Source organism: Thermobacillus sp. (assembly GCF_003390775.1).
GTDB classification, from domain to species: Bacteria; Bacillota; Bacilli; order Paenibacillales; family Paenibacillaceae; genus Thermobacillus; species Thermobacillus xylanilyticus.
On record NZ_QEWA01000039.1, the window covers coordinates 98,854 to 118,991 of the forward strand.

Annotated in this window: 15 protein-coding genes; all 15 read right to left on the reverse strand. The window is 64.3% G+C overall.

The window, feature by feature from the left end; translation table 11 throughout:
• Positions 1-86 precede the first annotated feature (86 nt).
• On the reverse strand, positions 87-1,370 hold the full coding sequence (murA, locus tag C6W55_RS10960) for a UDP-N-acetylglucosamine 1-carboxyvinyltransferase (RefSeq protein ID WP_213484031.1): 1,284 nt from the start codon (positions 1,368-1,370) through the stop codon (positions 87-89).
• A gap of 15 nt (positions 1,371-1,385) precedes the next feature.
• Positions 1,386-2,291, reverse strand: coding sequence for a UDP-N-acetylmuramate dehydrogenase (murB, locus tag C6W55_RS10965; RefSeq protein WP_015255171.1), 906 nt, complete (start codon positions 2,289-2,291; stop codon positions 1,386-1,388).
• 152 nt (positions 2,292-2,443) lie between these two features.
• Positions 2,444-3,562 (reverse strand): undecaprenyldiphospho-muramoylpentapeptide beta-N-acetylglucosaminyltransferase, encoded by a 1,119-nt coding sequence (gene murG / locus C6W55_RS10970; RefSeq protein ID WP_015255172.1) that lies wholly within the window; start codon positions 3,560-3,562, stop codon positions 2,444-2,446.
• 7 nt (positions 3,563-3,569) lie between these two features.
• On the reverse strand, positions 3,570-4,667 hold the full coding sequence (gene spoVE, locus C6W55_RS10975; RefSeq protein ID WP_015255173.1) for a stage V sporulation protein E: 1,098 nt from the start codon (positions 4,665-4,667) through the stop codon (positions 3,570-3,572).
• A 44-nt stretch (positions 4,668-4,711) separates the two neighbouring features.
• Complete coding sequence (gene murD / locus C6W55_RS10980; protein ID WP_015255174.1) at positions 4,712-6,133, reverse strand: UDP-N-acetylmuramoyl-L-alanine--D-glutamate ligase; 1,422 nt, start codon at positions 6,131-6,133, stop codon at positions 4,712-4,714.
• Between the two features lie 40 nt (positions 6,134-6,173).
• Positions 6,174-7,136, reverse strand: coding sequence for a phospho-N-acetylmuramoyl-pentapeptide-transferase (gene mraY / locus C6W55_RS10985; RefSeq protein ID WP_015255175.1), 963 nt, complete (start codon positions 7,134-7,136; stop codon positions 6,174-6,176).
• Positions 7,137-7,149: 13 nt separating this feature from the next.
• Positions 7,150-8,562: a UDP-N-acetylmuramoyl-tripeptide--D-alanyl-D-alanine ligase gene (locus C6W55_RS10990; RefSeq protein ID WP_015255176.1), complete on the reverse strand. Its 1,413-nt coding sequence runs from the start codon at positions 8,560-8,562 to the stop codon at positions 7,150-7,152.
• Complete coding sequence (locus tag C6W55_RS10995) at positions 8,559-10,043, reverse strand: UDP-N-acetylmuramoyl-L-alanyl-D-glutamate--2,6-diaminopimelate ligase (protein ID WP_286892657.1); 1,485 nt, start codon at positions 10,041-10,043, stop codon at positions 8,559-8,561. The genes C6W55_RS10990 and C6W55_RS10995 overlap by 4 nt, the downstream gene beginning before the upstream one ends.
• Positions 10,044-10,103: 60 nt before the next feature.
• Complete coding sequence (locus C6W55_RS11000; protein WP_015255178.1) at positions 10,104-12,035, reverse strand: stage V sporulation protein D; 1,932 nt, start codon at positions 12,033-12,035, stop codon at positions 10,104-10,106.
• Between the two features lie 108 nt (positions 12,036-12,143).
• The gene (locus C6W55_RS11005) at positions 12,144-14,351 is read right to left on the reverse strand and encodes a PASTA domain-containing penicillin-binding protein (RefSeq protein WP_157373712.1); all 2,208 of its coding nucleotides are present in this window, start codon (positions 14,349-14,351) and stop codon (positions 12,144-12,146) included.
• 54 nt (positions 14,352-14,405) lie between these two features.
• On the reverse strand, positions 14,406-14,810 hold the full coding sequence (gene ftsL2 / locus C6W55_RS11010; protein WP_015255180.1) for a cell division protein FtsL: 405 nt from the start codon (positions 14,808-14,810) through the stop codon (positions 14,406-14,408).
• 41 nt (positions 14,811-14,851) lie between these two features.
• On the reverse strand, positions 14,852-15,814 hold the full coding sequence (rsmH, locus tag C6W55_RS11015) for a 16S rRNA (cytosine(1402)-N(4))-methyltransferase RsmH (protein WP_286892658.1): 963 nt from the start codon (positions 15,812-15,814) through the stop codon (positions 14,852-14,854).
• Positions 15,815-15,855: 41 nt separating this feature from the next.
• Positions 15,856-16,293: a division/cell wall cluster transcriptional repressor MraZ gene (gene mraZ / locus C6W55_RS11020; RefSeq protein ID WP_286892659.1), complete on the reverse strand. Its 438-nt coding sequence runs from the start codon at positions 16,291-16,293 to the stop codon at positions 15,856-15,858.
• Positions 16,294-16,867: 574 nt separating this feature from the next.
• Positions 16,868-18,130 (reverse strand): adenosylhomocysteinase, encoded by a 1,263-nt coding sequence (locus C6W55_RS11025; protein ID WP_286892660.1) that lies wholly within the window; start codon positions 18,128-18,130, stop codon positions 16,868-16,870.
• Positions 18,131-18,181: 51 nt separating this feature from the next.
• Positions 18,182-19,849: a bacillithiol biosynthesis cysteine-adding enzyme BshC gene (bshC, locus tag C6W55_RS11030; protein WP_286892661.1), complete on the reverse strand. Its 1,668-nt coding sequence runs from the start codon at positions 19,847-19,849 to the stop codon at positions 18,182-18,184.
• Between the last annotated feature and the right edge of the window lie 289 nt (positions 19,850-20,138).

Below are 20,138 nucleotides of genomic sequence, written 5' to 3' on the forward strand. Positions count from 1 at the left end.
CTCCTGACGAGGGAATCGCAAGCTTGTCCGACGCCGCCACAAATGAAACCCGGCATTCCCAGCGGGGAAAGCCGGGCGGCGGTCCTTCATCCGGGAATCACGCGGTTGTTCGGCACCGCGGCGTACCGCATGATCCGTGCGCCGAGACTCGCGAACATCGCTTCGATCCGCTCGTAACCTCGATCGATATGATAGACTTGTTCGATGACCGTCTTGCCCTGCGCGGCCAGACCGGCGATGACGAGCGCCGCGCCGGCCCTCAGGTCGGTCGCTTCGACCGTTGTCCCGTATAGCCGCGGCACGCCGCGGATGATCGCCGAGTTCAGGTCGACGCGGATATCGGCGCCCATGCGCACCAGTTCGTCGACATGTTTGAAACGGCCTTCAAAGATCATCTCTTTCACGACGCTGACGCCGTCGGCCAGCGCGAGCAGCACCATGATCTGCGCCTGCAGATCGGTCGGGAAGGCCGGATACGGACTCGTCACGATCCGTTCCACCGCCTTCGGGCGGATAACGCCCCCGACCTTAATTATATCATCGTCCACGGTCACTTGAACACCGGCCCGGCGCAGCACATGGATGAGCGAAGTCAGGTGGGAAGGATTCGCACCCGTCAGTGTCACCTGTCCGCGCGTTGCCGCAGCGGCGACCATCAGCGTCCCGGTGACGATCCGGTCCGGGATGATCCGGTAGCGGCAAGGCACAAGCCGCTTCACGCCCTCTATTCTGATCGTGCCCGTGCCGGCGCCCGTGACGCGCGCCCCCATGCTGTTCAGGAAGTTTTGCAGATCCTCGATCTCCGGCTCGCGCGCCGCGTTCGTGATCGTCGTCACACCGTCCGCCAGAACGGCCGCCATCATCAGGTTCTCGGTCGCGCCCACGCTCGGAAAATCGAGATGGATGTCGGTGCCGGTCAGCCTGCTCGCGCGGCAGACGATCCGGTTGCCGTCCTCGCGGATCTCGGCGCCGAGCATTCGCAGGCCGAGCAGATGAAGATCGATCTTCCGTTCACCGATCGCGCAGCCGCCGGGCTGGTACACTTCCACTTCCCCGAATCTTGCCAGCAGCGGCCCCATCAGAAAGATGGACGAACGCATCTGTCCCATGAGCGATTCCGGAATGTGCGCGGAATTCGCGGAGGTCGTGTCGAGCACAACGGACTGGCCGATCTGCTCCGCGCGGCATCCGAGCGAGCGAAGGATGTCCAGCATCACGTCGATGTCGAGCAGGTTCGGCACCTGATCGACAATGACCGTGCCTTCCACCAGCATGCCGGCCGCCAGTATCGGCAGCGCGGCGTTCTTCGCGCCCTGGATGGCGATAGTACCGGAGAGCGGCCTGCCGCCTTCAATCACCAATGTGTCCAAAGCTACACCTCCGATTTACCGCTCACCCACCACCAATACCTCGGGGACCAGCTCGACGCCGAAACGCGCCTTGACGGTCCGCTGGATATGCTCCATGAGGGTGAGGACGTCTTCGGCCTTCGCCTGCCCCGTATTCACGATGAAATTGGCATGCACATCCGATATGGCCGCGCCCCCCGACCGCCAGCCCTTGAGCCCGGCCGCTTCGATCAGCCGGGCCGCGTAGTCGCCGGGCGGGTTGCGGAAGACCGAACCGGCGGTCGGCGCCTGCAGCGGCTGCGTCCGCTGCCTGCGGTCCTTGTAGGACGCCATTGCCGCCGCGATTTCCTTCCGGTCGCCGGGCGCAAGCTCGAACGTCGCCTCGGCGACAATGCCCGGCATGTCGTGCAGAATGGAGTGCCGGTAGCCGAATTGCATCGCCTCGCGGTCGAAACGCACAATTTCACCGTTTTCCGTGACAATCTCGGCCGACTTGAAGATGCGTGACACGTCCGATCCGTGGGCGCCGGCGTTCATATAGACGGCGCCGCCGACCGATCCCGGAATTCCCCCCGCAAATTCCAGGCCGGTCAGTCCGTGCTTGCCGGCGAGCACGGACAGTTTGATGAACGAGAAGGCCGCGCCTGCGATGACCGTATGCCCGTCGAACCGCGCGTAATCGAGACCGGGTCCGGGCTTGATGACAACGCCGCGAATGCCCTTGTCCAGAACCAGCATGTTGGAGCCGCGGCCGAGGTTCGTCCACGGCACGCCGTGCCGGTGAAGCAGCGCGACGGCGGCAGCCAGCTCCCGCTTGCCTCTCGGTATGATCAGCAGATCGGCGGGGCCGCCGATTTTCCAGGTGGTGTACTTGGCCAGCGGTTCGTTCGGCAGCAGTTCGCCGATGTCGGCGCGCTTCAATTCGTCAATCAACTGCTGCATGGACGATCCTCCTTCCTCTCAGCCGGAATGGACATGTAGGGCAGCCGGCGCCCGGCGGCCTTGCGCCGCGGCTGCCGCGGAGTCGGCGGTCACGATCATGTGACAGTCTATGCCCGGCACATGTCGAGTGTGACAATCGCCCAGACGCGCCGTCAACAGCCGCGTTTCGGGGCGGCAAGCGTACGGAGTTCTGCCGTGATCCGCTCCGCGGAATCCGGCATCGCAAGCGACTTCGCGGCTTCCGACATCGCGCGCCGGACCGCCTCGTCCCCCATGATGCGGGCGATCGTTCCGGCCAGTTTCTGACCGGCAAGTTCGCGTTCGAGAATCATGACCGCCGCCCCGGCATCCGCCAGGCTCCGCGCGTTCGCTTCCTGGTGGTTGTGCGTCACGTTGGGCGACGGCACCAGAATCGACGGCACGCCGAGCGCGGTGATTTCGGCGATCATGGAAGCGCCGGCGCGGCTGATGATGAGCGATGACGCCGCGAGCACTTCCGGCATATTGTCGAGATACGGCACGACGCGGAGCCGGCGGGACAGTTCCGCCGGCAGCCGGTTCAGCCGCTCCTTCGTCTGTTCGTAATGGACGTCCCCGGTGACGGCGACCAGCCAGACGCCGTCCAGCCGGCCGACGGCGCCGGCGATGTCGGGAATGACTTCATTGAGCGCCCTGGCCCCGCGGCTGCCGCCGACGACCAGGACGATGCGGCTTCCTTCGGGGATGCCGAGCGAGGCGTACCCCTTCGCCTTGTCCGCGTGCAGCACGTTCGTCGCGCAAGGGTTGCCGGTATGGACGATCCGCCGCCCCCGGCGGAACCGCGCTTTCGATTCCGGGAAGCTGACCGCAATCGTATCCGCATAGCGGCTCAGGAATGCGTTCGCCATACCCGGGTCGACGTTCTGCTCGTGGATGAGCGTCGGAATGCCGAGCCGGGCGGCCGCGTAGACGACCGGTCCGCACACGTAGCCGCCGGTGCCGACGACGACATCGGGACGAAAGCCGCGGAGCAGCGCCCTCGACCGGCGGACGGCGCGCAGAAAGCGGATGACCGTGCGCACGTTGTCGAGCGACAGTTTCCTTTTGAACCCGCTGATCTCGATCGTCTCGAACGGAATGCCGAGCTTCGGCACGATCCGGCTTTCCAGCCCGGTGGAAGAACCGATGTAGAGCAGTTCCGTATCCGGATCTTCCCGCTTCAGCTGGCGGCCGATCGATGCGGCCGGGTAAATATGGCCTCCCGTGCCGCCGCCGGTCAGTACAACTCGCATTGCGCGTTCACCTCGAATATCGGGATATGTTCAACAGGATGCCGAGCGCCGTCAGCAGCAGCGTCAGCGACGAGCCGCCGTAGCTGACGAGGGGCAGCGTAATGCCCGTGACCGGCAGCAGGCCGATGACGACGCCGATGTTGATGAACACCTGCACGGCGATAATGCCGGTGATGCCGACGGCAAGCAGGCTGCCGAACGTATCCGGCGCGGTGATCGCGGTGCGCAGGCCGCGCCAGATCAGGACGAGAAACAGCAGGATGAGGGCCGTCCCGCCGATGAAGCCCAGTTCTTCCGCCCAGATGGAGAAAATGAAGTCGGTCTGCGGCTCCGGCAGGTAGCTGTATTTCTGGCGGCTCTCGCCGAGCCCGAGCCCGATCAGGCCGCCGGGGCCGATTGCGTACAGCGACTGGATGATCTGATAGCCGGAGCCGAGCGGATCCTGCCACGGGTCGAGAAAACCGGTGATCCGCTTCATCCGGTACGGTTCGGCGATGATGAGGCCGACGAGGCCGGCCGCGCCGATCCCGGCCAATGCGCCGAGATGAAGCAGCCGGGCGCCTGCCGCATAGATGATCAACATCGTCGCGCCGACCATGACCGCGCCGCTGCCGAGATCCGGCTGCAGCATGATCAGGCCGAACGCGCAGCCCATGATCGCAAGCGGCGGCAACAGTCCGCGCGTAAAGACGGCGATCTCCTTCTGCCGGTCCGAGAGATACTTCGCCATGAAGATGATCATGGCCAGCTTCATGAATTCGGACGGCTGAATGCCGAACGAGCCGATGCCGAGCCAGCTCCGCGCGCCGCCGCGCACGACGCCGACGCCGGGAATGAGCACGATGACGAGCAGCGCGAAACAGACGACGAGGACCGCCAGGGCGTATTTCTTCCATACCCGGTAGTCGGTACCCGCCATGAAGATCATCATGCCGATTCCGAGCGCGGCGAAGAGCAGCTGCCGCTTCAAATAATAAAAAGCATCTCCGTATTCGCGCAGCGCGAGCACGGCGCTGGAACTGTACACCATGACCAGGCCGGCGGCCATTATGAGCAGGACGGCTCCGATCATCCACATGTCCGGGGCGGTTCGGGCTTTCGGCATGATGCGACACCTCTTGCAATCAGATTGGGGGACAGCCCCCTTCGTTACAAGATATGCGCCGCTTTCTTAAAAATACGCCCCCGCTCTTCATACGACTTGAACATGTCCCAGCTGGCGCAGGCGGGCGACAGCAGGACGGTGTCCCCCGGTTCGGCGAGCGCGTCCGCCTCCCGCACCGCCCGCTCGAGCGTCGCTTCCGGGCTAGCTTCGGGCTCGACGACGCGGATATGCCGGATGCCAGCCGCTTCCGCCGCCTCCGCGAGCTTCCGCCGCGTCTCGCCGATGGCGACGAGCGCCTTCACTTTCTCGCGCAGCACCGGCACCAGTTCCGCGTAGTCCGATCCGCGGTCCAGTCCGCCGGCCAGCAGCACAACCGGCCCCTTCACCGAGCGGATCGCCATCGTCGTGGCGGTCGGATTCGTATCCTTCGAGCTGTTGTAGAAGCGGATGCCCGCCTTCTCCCGCACGAATTCGAGCCGGTGCTCGACGCCGCGGAAGGCGCGCAGCGGTGCCGCGAGCGCTTCAGCGGGCACGCCGGCGGCCAGCGCCGCCGCCGCCGCCGCGGCCGCATTGGCGGCGTTGTGGCGCCCCGGAATGCCCAGCTCGTCCACGGCGATGATGGCGGTGCTGACGCCGCCGGTCCGCCGGACGATCGTCCGGGATGCACCGTCGTCTTCCGGCGACGGGGGATAAGGCGGATCGACGAAGACGCCTTCCTCGAGCCGCTGCCGGATGGCAAACGGCACGATCCGCGCCCGGATGCCTTCGGCCAGACGCCGGCATTCCGGGTCGTCCCAATTGACGACCGCAATGTCCTCCTCCGTCTGGTTGGCGAACAGCTTCGCCTTCGAGGCCGTATAATCGTCCATGCCGCCATGGTAGTCAAGATGCGTCTCCGCCACGTTGGTCAGCACGCTGATGCGCGGCCGGAAGGCGGACGTTCCTTTCAGCTGGAAGCTGCTCAGTTCGGCGACGAGCCAGCTGTCGGCCCCCGCTTCCCGCGCCGCGTCGGTGAGCGGCCGGCCGATGTTGCCCGCGACGATCGTCTTTCGCCCCGCCGCTTCGAGGAGCTTCCCGATCAGCGTCGTTGTCGTCGTTTTGCCGTTCGATCCCGTAATGCCGATGATCGGCGCGTCGGTCAGCCACCAGGCGACTTCCACTTCCGTGACGATTTCAATGCCCAGCTCAAGCGCTTCGCGCACGGGCGGGGACGAGTAGGGAATGCCCGGATTTTTCACCACCAGGGCGGTGTCCGGCGTCACGAGCCCCTCCGGATGACCGCCGCAGAGAACGGAAATGCCCAAAGCGGTCAGTTCGGCCGCTTCGGGACACTGTTCAGGCGGTTTGACATCGCTCGCGATCGTCTCCGCGCCCAGCGCGTGGAACACTTTGGCGACGCTGACGCCGCTCCGCGCCAGACCGAGCACGACGACCCGGCGGTTCCGGTAAGTCGAGGGATGTTGCATGCTGCCACTCCTTTGGATGTCGAACCGTGACGCCGGACGGCTACACCGCGCCGTTCAGCATCAGGCCGGCGGCGGCGAACAGAAATCCGGCCGCCCAGAACATGGTGACGACCTTCCATTCCGACCAGCCGCCCACTTCAAAATGGTGATGAATCGGACTCATGCGGAAAATCCGTTTGCCGCGCAGTTTGAACGAAGCCACCTGCAGCACGACGGACAGCATTTCAATGACGAAAATGCCGCCGATGACAATGAACAGCAGCTCGGTTTTCGTCAGGATCGCGACGGCCGCGAGTCCTCCGCCGATGCCGAGGGAGCCGGAATCGCCCATGAACACTTTCGCGGGATGGGCGTTGTAGACGAGAAACCCGAGCACCGCGCCGATCATCGCGGCGGAGAAGACGGCCGCTTCCGGCTCGGCGGCCCGGAGCGCCACGATCGCGAACGCGGCGAACGCGATCGCGCTTGTCCCGGACAACAGGCCGTCGACGCCGTCCGTGAAGTTGACGGCGTTGCCGACCGCCATGAACATCAGAATGATGAACGGATAATAGAAGAGGTGCAGATCCAGGCTCAGATCCGTCCCCGGCAGCGCGATCGACGTGTCGTGCCCGGCGCGGTACAGGATGATGCAGATGATGATCCCGAACAGCAGCTGGCCCAGCAGCTTCTGCCGCGCGGTCAGGCCGAGCGAACGCTTCAGGGCGATCTTGATATAGTCGTCCAGAAAACCGACAAGGCCGAACCCGAGCATTGCAATCAGCAGCACCCAGAATTCCGCCGTATATTCGGCGTATCGAAGAAAAGAAACGGCGGCGGCAAACAAAATGATGATGCCGCCCATCGTCGGCGTGCCCGACTTCTTCAGATGGGTCTGCGGCCCGTCGGACCGCACCTGCTGGCCGAACTTGAGCCGCTTGAGCAGCGGGATGGCCAGCGGCCCCAGGAGCACGGCGAGCAGGAAGGATACGCCGAGCGGGAGCAACAGTACAGGTATATCCAAAAAAGGTCTCCTCCTAACCCCGGACGAGCGCGTGCACGACTTCTTCCATCCGCATGCCGCGCGATCCCTTGACCAGAACGAGATCGTCCGGCGCAAGTTCGGCGAGCAGCCGACGGACGAGGGCGTCCTTGTCCGCGAAATGGATCGCCCGCTCCGGCCCGAGCCGCTCCGCCGCGCCGCGGACCGTGTGCTTCGACCGTTCGCCCACGGCCAGCACCGCGTGGATCCGATCGGGGTTTGCGGCCGCGCCGGTCTCATAGTGCAGCCGGTTCTCGTCCGGTCCGAGTTCCAGCATGTCGCCGAGGACGAGCCATTTGCGCCGGTAGCCCGTCAGCTCGCCGACGAACGCGATCATCGCCTTCACGGAAGCCGGACTGGCGTTGTAGGTGTCGTTCAGCACGACCGCGCCGTTCGCGGCATGCGTCGTCTCGAGCCGCATGGCCGACAGCTTGACCGCGCCGAGGCCCTGCCGGATGCTTTCCGGATCCAGGCCGAGCAGCGCGCCGACGGCGGCGGCAGCCAGCGCGTTCGCCACGTTGTGGCGCCCCGGGACCGGCACCCGGAACTCGCCAGGCCACTCGGGACCTTCGGGCGGCCGGATCGTGAATGCCGATTCCTTCGCCGTGGCAGCGAGCAGCTTCGCCGACCAGCCGTCCTCCCGGCCGAGCGCGAACGTCTCGAGGCGCCACTTGCCGTATCCCTCCGCCCGCTTCGCGCCTTCCCGGAGGAGCGGCTCGTCTCCGTTAATGAGCAGGACGCCGCCTTCTTTCAGTCCGGCGGCAATCTCGAGCTTCGCCTTCGCGATGCCCTCCCGTGAGCCGAGCTGCAGCAGGTGGGCGTCGCCGATATTCGTGATGACGGCGACATCGGGCCGGGCGATGCGGGTGAGCCGCTCGATCTCGCCGAAGCCGCTCATCCCCATCTCGAGCACGGCCGCCTCCGTATTCTCGTCCATCGCGAGAATTGAAAGCGGCAGTCCGATATGATTGTTCAGATTGCCTTCCGTCTTGTGGACGCGCAGCCGCCGGGCAAGGACGGACGCCGTCATGTCCTTCGTCGACGTCTTGCCGTTGCTGCCTGTGATGCCGATGACCGTTGCGGGCAGCTGGCCGCGGTAGGCGGCGGCCAGCCGCTGCAGCGCGGCCAGCGTGTCGTCCACCAGCAGCAGCGGACGGCCGGCCAGCGCTTCCGGCACAGGGCGGCCGGCCTGCCAGAGCGAGGCTGCCGCGCCGCCGGCGAACGCGTCCCCCACATAGTCATGCGCGTCGAACCGTTCGCCGCTGAGCGGAATGAACAGCCGCCCCTCCGCGGGGCGCCGGGAATCCGTCGCCACGCCGCAGATCACGGCGTCCGCGCGCCGCGCCGCGGCTTCGTTCATCTCCGCGCCGCACATGGCGGCCAGCTGCACCGTCGTTCGTCTGATCACGGCCGTCTTCTCCTTATCGCTTCGCCGGCGACGAGCCGGTCGTCGAAATCGATCTTGCGATCCCCGATAATCTGATAAGTTTCATGACCTTTGCCCGCAATCAATACTACATCTCCGGGGCTTGCCATTTCAACCGCTTTTTCAATCGCCGCGCGCCGGTCCGCGATCCGCTCGTAGCGCTCCGCGGGTACGCCGTCCTCCCGCAGCCCCGCCTCGATGTCGTCCAGGATCGTCTCGGGATTCTCGGTGCGCGGGTTGTCGGACGTCAGGATGACATGGTCGGCGTAGCGGGCGCCGATGCGGCCCATGATCGGCCGCTTGCCGCGGTCGCGGTCGCCGCCGCAGCCGAAGACGAGAATGAGCCGGCGCTCCGCGATCTCCTTCACCGCCTTGAGCACGTTCTCGAGCCCGTCCGGCGTATGGGCGTAATCGACGATGACCGCGAACGGCTGCCCGGCGTCGACCGCCTCGACCCTGCCCGGCACGCCCTGCACCCGCTCCAGCCCTTCTTTCACGTCCTCGAGCGACACGTCCTCGACGAGCGCCGCGGCAATCGCCGCCAGCGCGTTGTACACGTTGAACTTGCCGACGAGACGCAGCGTGATGTCCGCCTCGCCGCGGAACGTGACCGCCTTGAACGACGTACCCCTGGCCGTAATGCGGATGTCTTCCGCGCGGACGTCGGCCGGACGGTCGATGCCGTAGGTGATCGTCTCCGCCGCCGTCGCCCGCGCGAAGGCGGCGGACGCCGGATCGTCGGCGTTCAGCACGGCGTATGCCCGCTCGTCCGGCTGCGCCGGATAGACATTGCCGAGCCGGGCGAACAGCAGCTCCTTCGCCGCGGCGTATCGCTCCATCGTACCGTGGTAATCAAGATGATCCTGGGTCAAATTGGTGAAAACCGCCGTGCGGAATTTTGCGCCTTTGACCCGGCCCTGCTCAAGCGCGTGTGACGACACTTCCATCGCGCAGTAGGCCGTGCCCTCGGCCGCCATTCCGGCGAGCAGCCGCTGCAGCTCGAGCGCGTCAGGCGTCGTGCCGGACATCGGAAGGGAGCGGCCGCCGAAGCGCGCTTCGATCGTGCCGATGACACCGCATGTTCTTCCCGCTTCCTGCAGAATGCTCTCGATGAGATGTGTCGTCGTCGTCTTGCCGTTCGTGCCGGTGACGCCGATCAGCTTCACCCGCGCGCTCGGGGAACCGTAGAACCGGTCGGACATGACCGCCATCGCCAGCCGGCTGTCCTTCACCACAATCTGCGGCACGTCCAGAGGCAGCCGGCGCTCGACGACGAGCGCCGCGGCGCCGCGCTCCACGGCTGCCGCCGCATAGTCGTGGCCGTCCACCGTATGGCCGGGCAGGCAGAAGAACAGATCGCCCGGCTTCACCTTGCGGGAATCGGTGCACAGCCCTCCGGGGCGAAGATCGCCGCCTTCCAGTTTTGCCGTGACGAGCAGCCCCGCAAGTTCGCTGAGCAGCATGCGCCGTACCTCCTTGCAAGCAAGCCTGATATTTTCCATTATAGACGGGCCTGGCCGAATCTAGGCATCGTCCTTGCCCAGGTAGATGCGGATCGTCGATCCCCGCTCCACCCGTTCGCCCGCCGCCGGCGCCTGCCGGATAACCACAGAGCCGGAACCGGAGGCGGCCAGGTTGAAGTTCATGTTCAGATCTTCATACAGATCGGACACCGTCTTGCCGACCAGATTCGGTACGGTGACGATCGGCGTGTCGCCGTAGTTCAATTTCTTTTCCAATTGCTCTTTGCGCGGCTTCACACCCAGCTCCGGCAGCGCATCGGCGAGAATGTTCCGCACGATCGGCGCGGAGACGAGGCCGCCGAACTGGATGCCGCGCGGGTTGTCGACGGCGACATAGACGACGATCTGCGGATCGTCCGCCGGCGCGAAGCCGATGAACGAGACGATGTGCTCGGTCGGCGAATACCGGCCGTTCACCACTTTCTGCGCCGTGCCCGTCTTGCCGCCGACGCGGTAGCCGTCGATGAAGGCGTTGCGGCCCGTTCCCCGCGCCACGACGCTTTCGAGCGCTTCCCTGATCTTGTCCGACGTCCCCGGCGAGATGACCCGCCGCACCGCCTCCGGCTCGAATTGTTGCACGACTTCGCCGGTATCGGGGCGGATGAGCGCCTTCGCGACATGCGGCCGGTACAGCGTGCCGCCGTTGATCGCCGCCGAGATCGCCGCGACCTGCTGGATCGGCGTCACCGACACCCCCTGTCCGAACGACGTCGTCGCCAGCTCGACCGGACCGACGCGTTCCGGCTTGAACAGGATGCCGTTCTCTTCGCCCCTCAGATCGATGCCGGTTTTCGTGCCGAAGCCGAAGTTGCGGATGTATTGGAACAGCACGTCTTTGCCCAGCCGCTGTCCGAGCGTCACAAAGCCGGGGTTGCACGAATTTTCCACCACTTCGAGGAACGTCTGGCTGCCGTGGCCGCCTTTTTTCCAGCAGCGGAGCCGCGCGCCGCCGACCTCGATCGCGCCCGGGTCGTGGAACCGCTCGCCCAGCAGATCGACCTTCCCTTCCTCGAGCGCCGCGGCCAGCGTGATGATCTTGAACGTGGAGCCGGGCTCGTAGGTCATCCAGATCGGCAGGTTCCGGTTATACACTTCGGACGGCACTTCCCGGTATCGGTCCGGCTCGTACGTCGGCCGGCTCGCCATGCCGAGAATTTCGCCCGTGTTCGGATTCATCGCGATCGCAAGCGCGGCGTTCGGCTGGAGCCGGACCATCGCGTCGTCCAGTTCGCGCTCGATGATCGTCTGGATCATGTAGTCGATGGTAAGCTGCAGATGGAGTCCGTCCTTCGGCTCGTTGTACGTATCAGAAGACCCCGGCATTCTGCGGCCTCCCGCATCCGACAGGAAGGATACGCTGCCGGAAATGCCGCTCAGCATTTTGTCATACGACAGTTCGACGCCGGTCAAACCCTGGTTGTCGATGCCGGTGAAGCCGAGCACATGCGCCGCAAGACTGCCGTATGGATAATACCGCTTGTTGTCCTCGGCGACAACGATGCCCGGCAGGTTCATGTCGCGGATTTCCGCCGCCTTCTCCGCCGAAATTTTCCGTCCTCCCGGCTGGATGCGGACGATCAGCTCGCGCTTCGTCACGAGCCGGTAGACGTCTTCCTTCTTCATGTCCAGGGCGAGCGCCAGCCGTTCGGCCGTCTCACCGGGATTTTCGATCTGCGCCGGAATGGCCATGACCGTCGGCGAACTGATGTTGTAGGCGAGCCGGACGCCGTTTCGGTCCAATATCTCGCCGCGCTTTGCCGTGACGGGAATGTTCCGCCGCCAAGATTCTTCCGCGCGGGCGGCCAGTTCCCCGCCTTCCCAGAGCTGTACGTATCCGAGCCGGATGATGAGCGCCAGGAACAGGGCGATTCCGCCGAGCAGAATCTGGAACAGCCGCCGCCTGACCGTGAGGCCCGATATCCGGTTGCGCATGCCGATCTCCTCCGAACGGGCGGAATTCGAAGCGTGGGACCGCTTCTCTCACAGCCTATTCGGACGAGTCCGCGAGTAGAACAGGCCTCATCCCCCTCCGCCGTCGCCTTAATCCTCCGTTTCGCCTTGCCGCTCGCCGTCCGCTTCGGACGATGCGCCTTCCTCTCCGGTTGATCCGTCTTCCTCCGCTTCGTCTCCGTCCGAGGCGGCGCCGTCGGGAAGCACGGCCGGCGTTCCCGGCGGCTCGAGCTTCAGGCTCAGCACCCGTCCGCCGGCTTCTTCCGACAGCGACTGCGCGGTAACGAAACCTTCGCCTTCGATGCGGCAGCTCAGCTCGAGCAGCGAACAGATCTCGAGCGCGTCGCGGAGCGGCAGCCCGGTCAGGTCGGGCACCTGCAGCTTGCTCCGCTCCTCCGTGATGAGATAGATCCGCTGCGACAGCGACATGTTCGTGCCCGGCTGCGGAATTTGCTGGAGCACCGTCGTCCCCTCGCCCACCACTTCGAGATTGAGCGAGCGTGCCCGCAGCTCCTCGCGGGCTTGCGATACGGCGAGCTCTGTCACGTCGGGGACCGCAATCACCTTCTCATTGCGCGTGCCCGTGTTCAGCGCCTTCACCGCGTTCGACGGACCGATGCCCAGATGGCGCAGGCTTTGCAGCGTAATTTCCTTGAACACCGGGGCCGCCACCGAGCCGCCGCCCGCATACGGGTCGTTCGGTTCGTCGACGACGACGTAGACGACGATCTTCGGGTCTTCGACCGGCGCATACCCGATGAAGGAGACGATGTACTTGCCTTCTTCGTATTGCCCGTTCACGACTTTCTGCGCCGTGCCGGTCTTGCCCGCGACGCGGTAGCCTTCGATGAACGCGTTCTGCCCCGTTCCGTCGGCGACGACCTGTTCGAGATATTCGCCGACTTTCCGCGCCGTCTCTTCGGAGATGACCCGGCGCACCGCCTTCGGTTCGACACGCTGCACCTTGCCGTCCGACGGATCCTCGATCTTCTCCACGAGCTGCGGCTGCATCAGCACGCCGCCGTTCGCGATGGCCGCAACCGCCGCCACCTGCTGGAGCGGCGTCACCTGCACCCGTCCCTGGCCGAAGGTGAGCGTCGCCCATTCCGTTGCGTAGCGCGGCGCAACCATGCCGGACAGTTCTCCCTTGAGCGGAATGCCCGTCGGCTGGCCGAAGCCGAACGCGTCGATGTACCGTTTCAGCGTGGAGGTTTCCATTTTCTCGTAGCCGAGTTTGACGAACGCGACGTTGCTGGACTTTTTGAGCCCCTCCAGCATCGTGATTTCGCCCCAGCCCTCGCGCTTGTGGTCGCGGATCGTCTGGTCGGCGACCCGGATGCTGCCGGACATGTAGGTTTCGTTCGGATCGAATACGCCTTCCTCGACCGCCGCAGCCAGCGTCACGATCTTGAACGTCGAGCCCGGTTCGTACAATCCCTTGATCGCGTAGTCGAAATCGGCGCCCGGTTTCGTCTCCCAATACTCGTTCGGATTGTAGGACGGCAGCGACGCCATGCCGAGAATTTTCATCGTTTTCGGATCCGCCGCGATCGCTGTGATGCTCTTCGGTTGATACTTGTCGTAGGTATCCTTGATCGCTTTCTCCAGGTAATACTGGATGTCCGCATCAATCGTCAGCTGCACGTTCTTGCCGTGCACGACCGGATCGATTTCAACATGCCCGTTCTGAATCTGCACGCGGTTGCCGTCGCGCTCGTACTTGATGCGGCCGTCCTTGCCGCGCAGCAGCTCGTCCAGCGACAGCTCGATGCCGTTCATCGCTTCGCCGGCCTTGTTCACATAGCCGATCACATGCGCGGCCAGCGAATTTTTCGGATAGAAGCGTTTCTGCTCTTCGAGCAGGTAGATGCCGACTTCTTTCTCCCCGATCCTGTTCCTCAGCTCTTCGCGGTAAGCCGAGATCTGGTCGGCCAGTTCCTTGTCGATCTTCCAGCCTTCATTGCGCACTTCGCGCTGGCGGTAGAACTTGCCTTCCGCGTTGCGCTTCGTCGCAATTTCGTACAGTTCGTCCCTCGGCTTGCCGAGCAGCTCATGCAGCTTGTCCACGACTTCGTCGACAATGCCGAGCTTGTTCAGCACCTCCGGGCTGACCGCCACGGTATAGCCGGCGACATCCATGGCGAGCACATTGCCGTCCCGGTCGGTAATCTTGCCGCGCACCGCCGGGATCTTCTCGGATGCCGACCACGTCTCCTTCGCTTTTGCAAGCCAGAACTCGGCATGTACGACCTGGACGACATAGATGCGGATGACGAGAACGACAAACAGGAGGGTCATAACCCCCCCGATCGCCAGGGATCTCAGCTTGATGCGCCTGATCACGTGATCACCTTAATCTTTCATCGCCGTGCGCGCCGATTCGCCGCTGACTTGCAACGAAATGACGTCATCGAACTCCGGATAGACCATGCCGAGCTCGAGCGCTTTCTCCGTAATCTCGTTCGGGTCGCTGAGCGTCTCCACTTTCCGCTCCAGTTCTTTGATCTGCACATTCAATTGCTCGTAACGCTGCGTCAGTTCGCGGATTTCAAGATTCATGCGATAAATTTCCGCATATCGAAAAATGATGACGCTGGCCGTAATGACGCAGACGACAACGGTGAACAGATACAGCAGCTTCTCCTGAACGGGCAGCGGCTTGCGCCGGATGACCGTCTTCCGCCTTTCCTGGGCGGAAGCGTTATGTTCCGGCCGCTTGTTCGGCTTCATGGCCAGGTTGCCGTGCATGTAGGCCATTGTCAATCCCCCTTGCTTGTTCAGATCGCAATTCACGTATTTCACGGTCCGGGCGGCAGCTTCTCCGCGATCCGCAGCTTCGCCGAACGCGCCCGCGGATTCGCCGCGATTTCTTCCGCTCCGGGTTCGATCGGTTTCCGGTTGACCAGCCGCAGGGTGCTGCTCGCGCCGCAGACGCACATCGGAAAATCCGGCGGGCAGGTGCAGGATTGGACATATTTCGCGAAAATCTGCTTGCAGATTCGATCTTCCAGCGAATGGAACGTGATGACCGCGACCCGTCCGCCGGGTTTCAGACAGGCGACCGCCTGATGAAGCGCGTCTTCCTCCGCGCCCAGCTCGTCGTTCACCGCGATCCGGAGCGCCTGGAATGATCGCCGCGCCGGATGGCCGCCCGTCCGCCGCGCCGCCGCGGGGATCGCTTCCTTCACGAGCTCGGCCAGTTCGCCGGTCGTGGCGATCGGGCGCCGCTTGCGGGCTTCGACGATCGCCTTCGCGATTCTCCGGGCGAACCGTTCCTCGCCGTAGCGGTCGAGAATGTCCGCGATTTCCCGCTCGTCCCATCCGTTGACGATGTCCGCCGCCGTCAGGCCGGACGCGCGATCCATCCGCATGTCGAGCGGCGCGTCGTGCCGGTAGCCGAATCCCCGCTCGGCTTCATCCAGCTGCGGGCTGGAGACACCGAGATCGAACAGGATGCCGTCCACCTGCGGCACGCCTTCATGTGTAGGGACACCGGTTTCCAGAAGCCTTTCCTTGAGGCGGCGGAAATTGCTCCGGATCAGCGTGACGCGGTCCATGTATGGCGCGAGCCGCTCGCGTGCATGTTCGATCGCCGACTCATCCTGGTCGAAGGCGATCAGGCGGCCGGCTTCGCCGAGCCGCGAAGCGATCAACTCGCTGTGGCCGGCTCCGCCGAGCGTGCAGTCGACGTATATGCCGTCCGGCTTCACGTTGAGGCCGTCCACGGCTTCTTCAAGCAGCACCGTCACATGATGAAACAAAGGTCTTTCCTCCCGGGGCATGTTCGTCCGAATCCGGCTGGCTACAGATTGAAGTCGAAGTCGACCAGTTTCTCGGCGATTTCGTTGAACGTCTCTTCAGACTGCCGGTAGTAGCCTTCCCAGGCCGCCTTGCTCCAGATTTCCACGCGGTTGGATACGCCGATCACAACGCATTCCTTCTCGAGCTTGGCGTAGTCGATCAAATGATTCGGCAGATTTACCCTGCCCTGTCTGTCCAGTTCGCATTCGACCGCCCCGGAGAAAAAGAACCGGGCGAACGCGCGGGCGTCCGACTTCATGAGCGGCAGCGACTTGAGCTTCTGCTCGAGCACGCTCCACTCGGCGGACGGATAGACGAACAGGCAGTTGTCGAGACCGCGGGTGACGATGAATTTCACGCCGAGATGTTCGCGGAACTTGGATGGAATCGTGAGACGGCCCTTGTCGTCTATGGAATGTTGGTATTCACCCATGAACATTCGGCCGCTCCACTCCTTCCCCCAAGTCTCCCACTATGCCCCACTTTCCACCACTTAGCATGTTCTATTCGCCACCTGACAGCAGATTCCTGCTGCCGTTAGCCATTTTCGAAATTAATATTTTATGAGGTTAAGGAAGCCGGGGCAGCCGTGCCGTCTTCCGGTGAAGCTGCGGTTGCTCCGGGGCGGAGACGCGGCGTATGATGCTTTGCTGGCGGAGTCTGCGGAAGGTGTGGACCGGGGTGCGGGGGACGCGAGCGGGGTTCGGGCGGGAGTGTGATATGGAACTGTGCGGGAGGAGGTTAATTTGAACAGTCAGCACGACGTCCCCGCACGGCAGACCACCGCCAAACAGGCAGACGCCGCCGGCGCCCCCCGTGCGGAAGCCTGCCAGGCAGCTAATCTCCCACCGGCTTTCCACGCGGGGGCTTGTCCGGCATTTCCCACCCACCGGTTCCCCACGCGGAGGCTTGTCCGGCTGTACTCCTCCCACCAGCTTCCCATGGGACCGCGTTCCGACCAAGCAAAAAACGGCCGGGAACCATGTCCCGACCGATCGCGCTGTGCAGGATTTTCAATGCTCCTGCCAGCTTTCCAGATACCGCTTCTGGTCGTCGCTGAGCCGGTCGATCGCCGCGCCCAGCGATTCGAGTTTCAGCCTCGCCACCTGCTCGTCGATCTCGTACGGCACGTTCACGACGCGGCGGCCGATCGACTCGTGTGCCTCGTTCACATACTTCAGCGCCATCGCCTGCAGGGCGAACGTCATGTCCATGATCTCGGCCGGGTGGCCGTCGCCCGCCGCCAGGTTGACGAGCCGTCCTTCCGCCAGCAGGTACAGCCGGCGGCCGTCCTTGAGCCGGAATTCCTCGATATTCTTGCGCACCGTGCGCTTGCTCACGGACATCGCCTCAAGATCCGGCTTGTTCACCTCGACATCAAAATGACCGGCGTTGGCAAGCAGAGCGCCGTCTTTCATCACGGCGTAGTGCTCGCCGCGGATCACGTCGCGGTTCCCCGTAACGGTGATGAAAATATCGCCGATCTTCGCCGCCTCCAGCATTGGCATGACCGCGAAGCCGTCCATGTAAGCCTCAACCGCGCGGATGGCGTCGACCTCGGTGACGACGACGTTTGCGCCGAGCCCTTTCGCCCGCATCGCGACGCCTTTGCCGCACCAGCCGTACCCGGAAACGACAACCGTCTTGCCCGCCACGACGAGGTTCGTCGTCCGGTTGATGCCGTCGAACACGGACTGGCCCGTGCCGTAGCGGTTGTCGAACAGGTATTTGCAGTAGGCGTCGTTGACGGCCACCATCGGAAACTTGAGGGCGCCGTCCCGCTCCATCGCCTTCAGGCGCAGGATGCCCGTCGTCGTCTCTTCCGCGCCGCCGCGCACGTTCGCGAGCAGATCCTGCCGCTCGGCATGCAGGATGGCAACGAGATCGCCGCCGTCGTCGATGATGAGGTCCGGCTTCGTCTCAAGCGTCTTGACCAGCAGCTCCTTGTACTCTTCCGGACTCGGGTTATATTTCGCGAAAACCGCAATGCCGTCTTCCACCAGCGCGGCGCATACATCATCCTGCGTCGACAGCGGGTTGCTGCCCGTAATCGCCACTTCTGCACCGCCGGCGGCGATCACCTTCGCGAGACAGGCCGTCTTCGCCTCCAGGTGGAGCGAGATCGCGACCTTGAGTCCGGCGAACGGCTTCTCCCGCTCGAACCGCTCCCGGATGCGGTTCAGCACCGGCATATGCGCCGCCGCCCAGTCGATCTTCAGATGTCCTTCCGGCGCAAGCCGGATATCGGTAATGACGCTTTTCTCCACAACGCCCAACGGGGCAACCTCCTTCACGGCGCCGGTTCATGCCGGGTCCGTTTTCAAGTTTCACAGATCAATGCGATAGTGGCCGCCGAGAGGATGGAACGGCACCGCCCGCAGCGCTTCCAGCCAGCCGCCGCCCCAGGCGTTCCACATCGCCGCCATGTTGAGTACCCGCTCCTGCTGCCGGCCGCCCGGCGCCAGCCAATCGCCGATCCGGTCAAACCGCCTGATATCGGCTTCGTACCGCCGGTTGCGCGATTCCAGCGCCTTCTGCTCGAGCCAGCGGATCTGTTCGCGGATTTTCTCCTTGTTCTTCTGACCGAGCGGGCCGAGTCCGCTGTCAGCGGCGGCGAGTTCCGCGAGCAGCGGGTCATACAGCGCGTCGAAACGCCGCGCCGCCTCCGCGAACAGCCGCTCCACCGGCAGGCTGTCATGCGCCGCGAGCCAGGCCCGCTTCCGCTCCTCCAGCCGCTCGCTCACATCCTCCATGGTGAGCCCGAACATCTCCATCCGCTTGCGGATCGCGCCGTCCGTCACCGTGAACGACATCCGCGGGACGATGACCGGCATCTCCATGCCGAACGCCCGGAACGCATCGCCGACCTGCGCCCAATACGCGATTTCGCCCTGCCCGAGCACCGTCGCCAACACCGGCAGCACGTAATCCTGCATGAGCGGCCTCGTCAGCACATTGTTGCTGAACAAATCCGGCGCTTCCAGCGCGAGACGCTCCAGCTCGCCGCGGCCCAGCGTGAAGGTGCGCCGCTTGTCGATGAAGTTCCCGCCGTCCCGATAGAGCATGACCCGTTCGCCCGCCGGGGCACCCGGCCCGATGCCGCCGAACCGCTCGTCGCGGAACAGGAACAGGTTCGCGCCGCCCGGTTGCAGCTCCGCCTGCACGGCGTAGCCGAGCCGCTTGAGCTTCTCCTCCGCCGAGGCGAACGCCGATGCGAGCACGTCGTTCTCGGCGACCATCCGCCGGAACATCGGCGCCTCGACAGCCCGGACCGCAGGATCGTCCGCATCCATCAGAATGAGACCGTCTTCGGCGAACAGGTCCGCCATCAGCGCGCCGAACCATTCGGAAAGCGACTCCGCGCGTGCGGCCGCCGCTTCGATCCGGTCGAGCAGCGCAGGCTTGTGCTCGGAATCGGGCAGCGACGCGGCCAACTCCCGGATCGCGCCCTCGATCCGCCCACGGCCGAGCTTCGTCCGACTGACCGATGTGCGCGGGTGTTCTTCCCGTTCGACCGCGATCCGCACAAGTCCCGTCTCGTGCGAAACGATGTACGCGTGATTCGCCTCCTGCCAGTCGTGGTCCTCGCCGGCGATCCAGAACACGGGCACCACCGGGCGTCCCGTCTTCTCTTCCGCCCATCGCGCCGCATGAATGACGGACAGCGCCTTGTGGATGACCAGGACGGGCCCCGTGAACAGCCCGGCCTGCTGGCCGCCGACGACGGCCAGCGCCCCGGCCGCCAGCCGGTCGATGTTCGCCAGAACCCTGCCCGAAGCGCCGATGCGCTTGTTGTATGCCGCAAGCGCCTCCGCGACCCGCGTCGCGTCGGCGCGGTCATGACGGTGCCTCTCGAGCCGCTCCGCCCTCCGGCGCCAGACCTCCGGATCGCCGGCATGACCGCCGAACAGGGCGGCGAGCTCCGGATCAGTTCCCCGGACATAGGCTTCGCTGACGGGCGAACTGATCGAATTCGTCAAACAGTGAACGTGCATGGATGCGTCCGTTCCTCCTCGCGCACACTCCGCTTGTTGATGTTACATCTGATTGTACCAACGCGCGCAACAACCGTCAAAACCATAACCCATCCAGTCTGAGTCAAGTCAGCGTGGGCACCTTATTGGGGATGCTGGATCACAACCGAAAAAAGAGCCAATCCCTTGTTAGCGGTTTCAGTTTTTCTTCCTTCAGGAACTGCTCCAGATCCCTGGTATCAGTATCCTCTAAGTCCTTTTAATGCCATTCCAGTCGGGCGACTTTGCCATTGGCTTCTGAGCAGTCGGA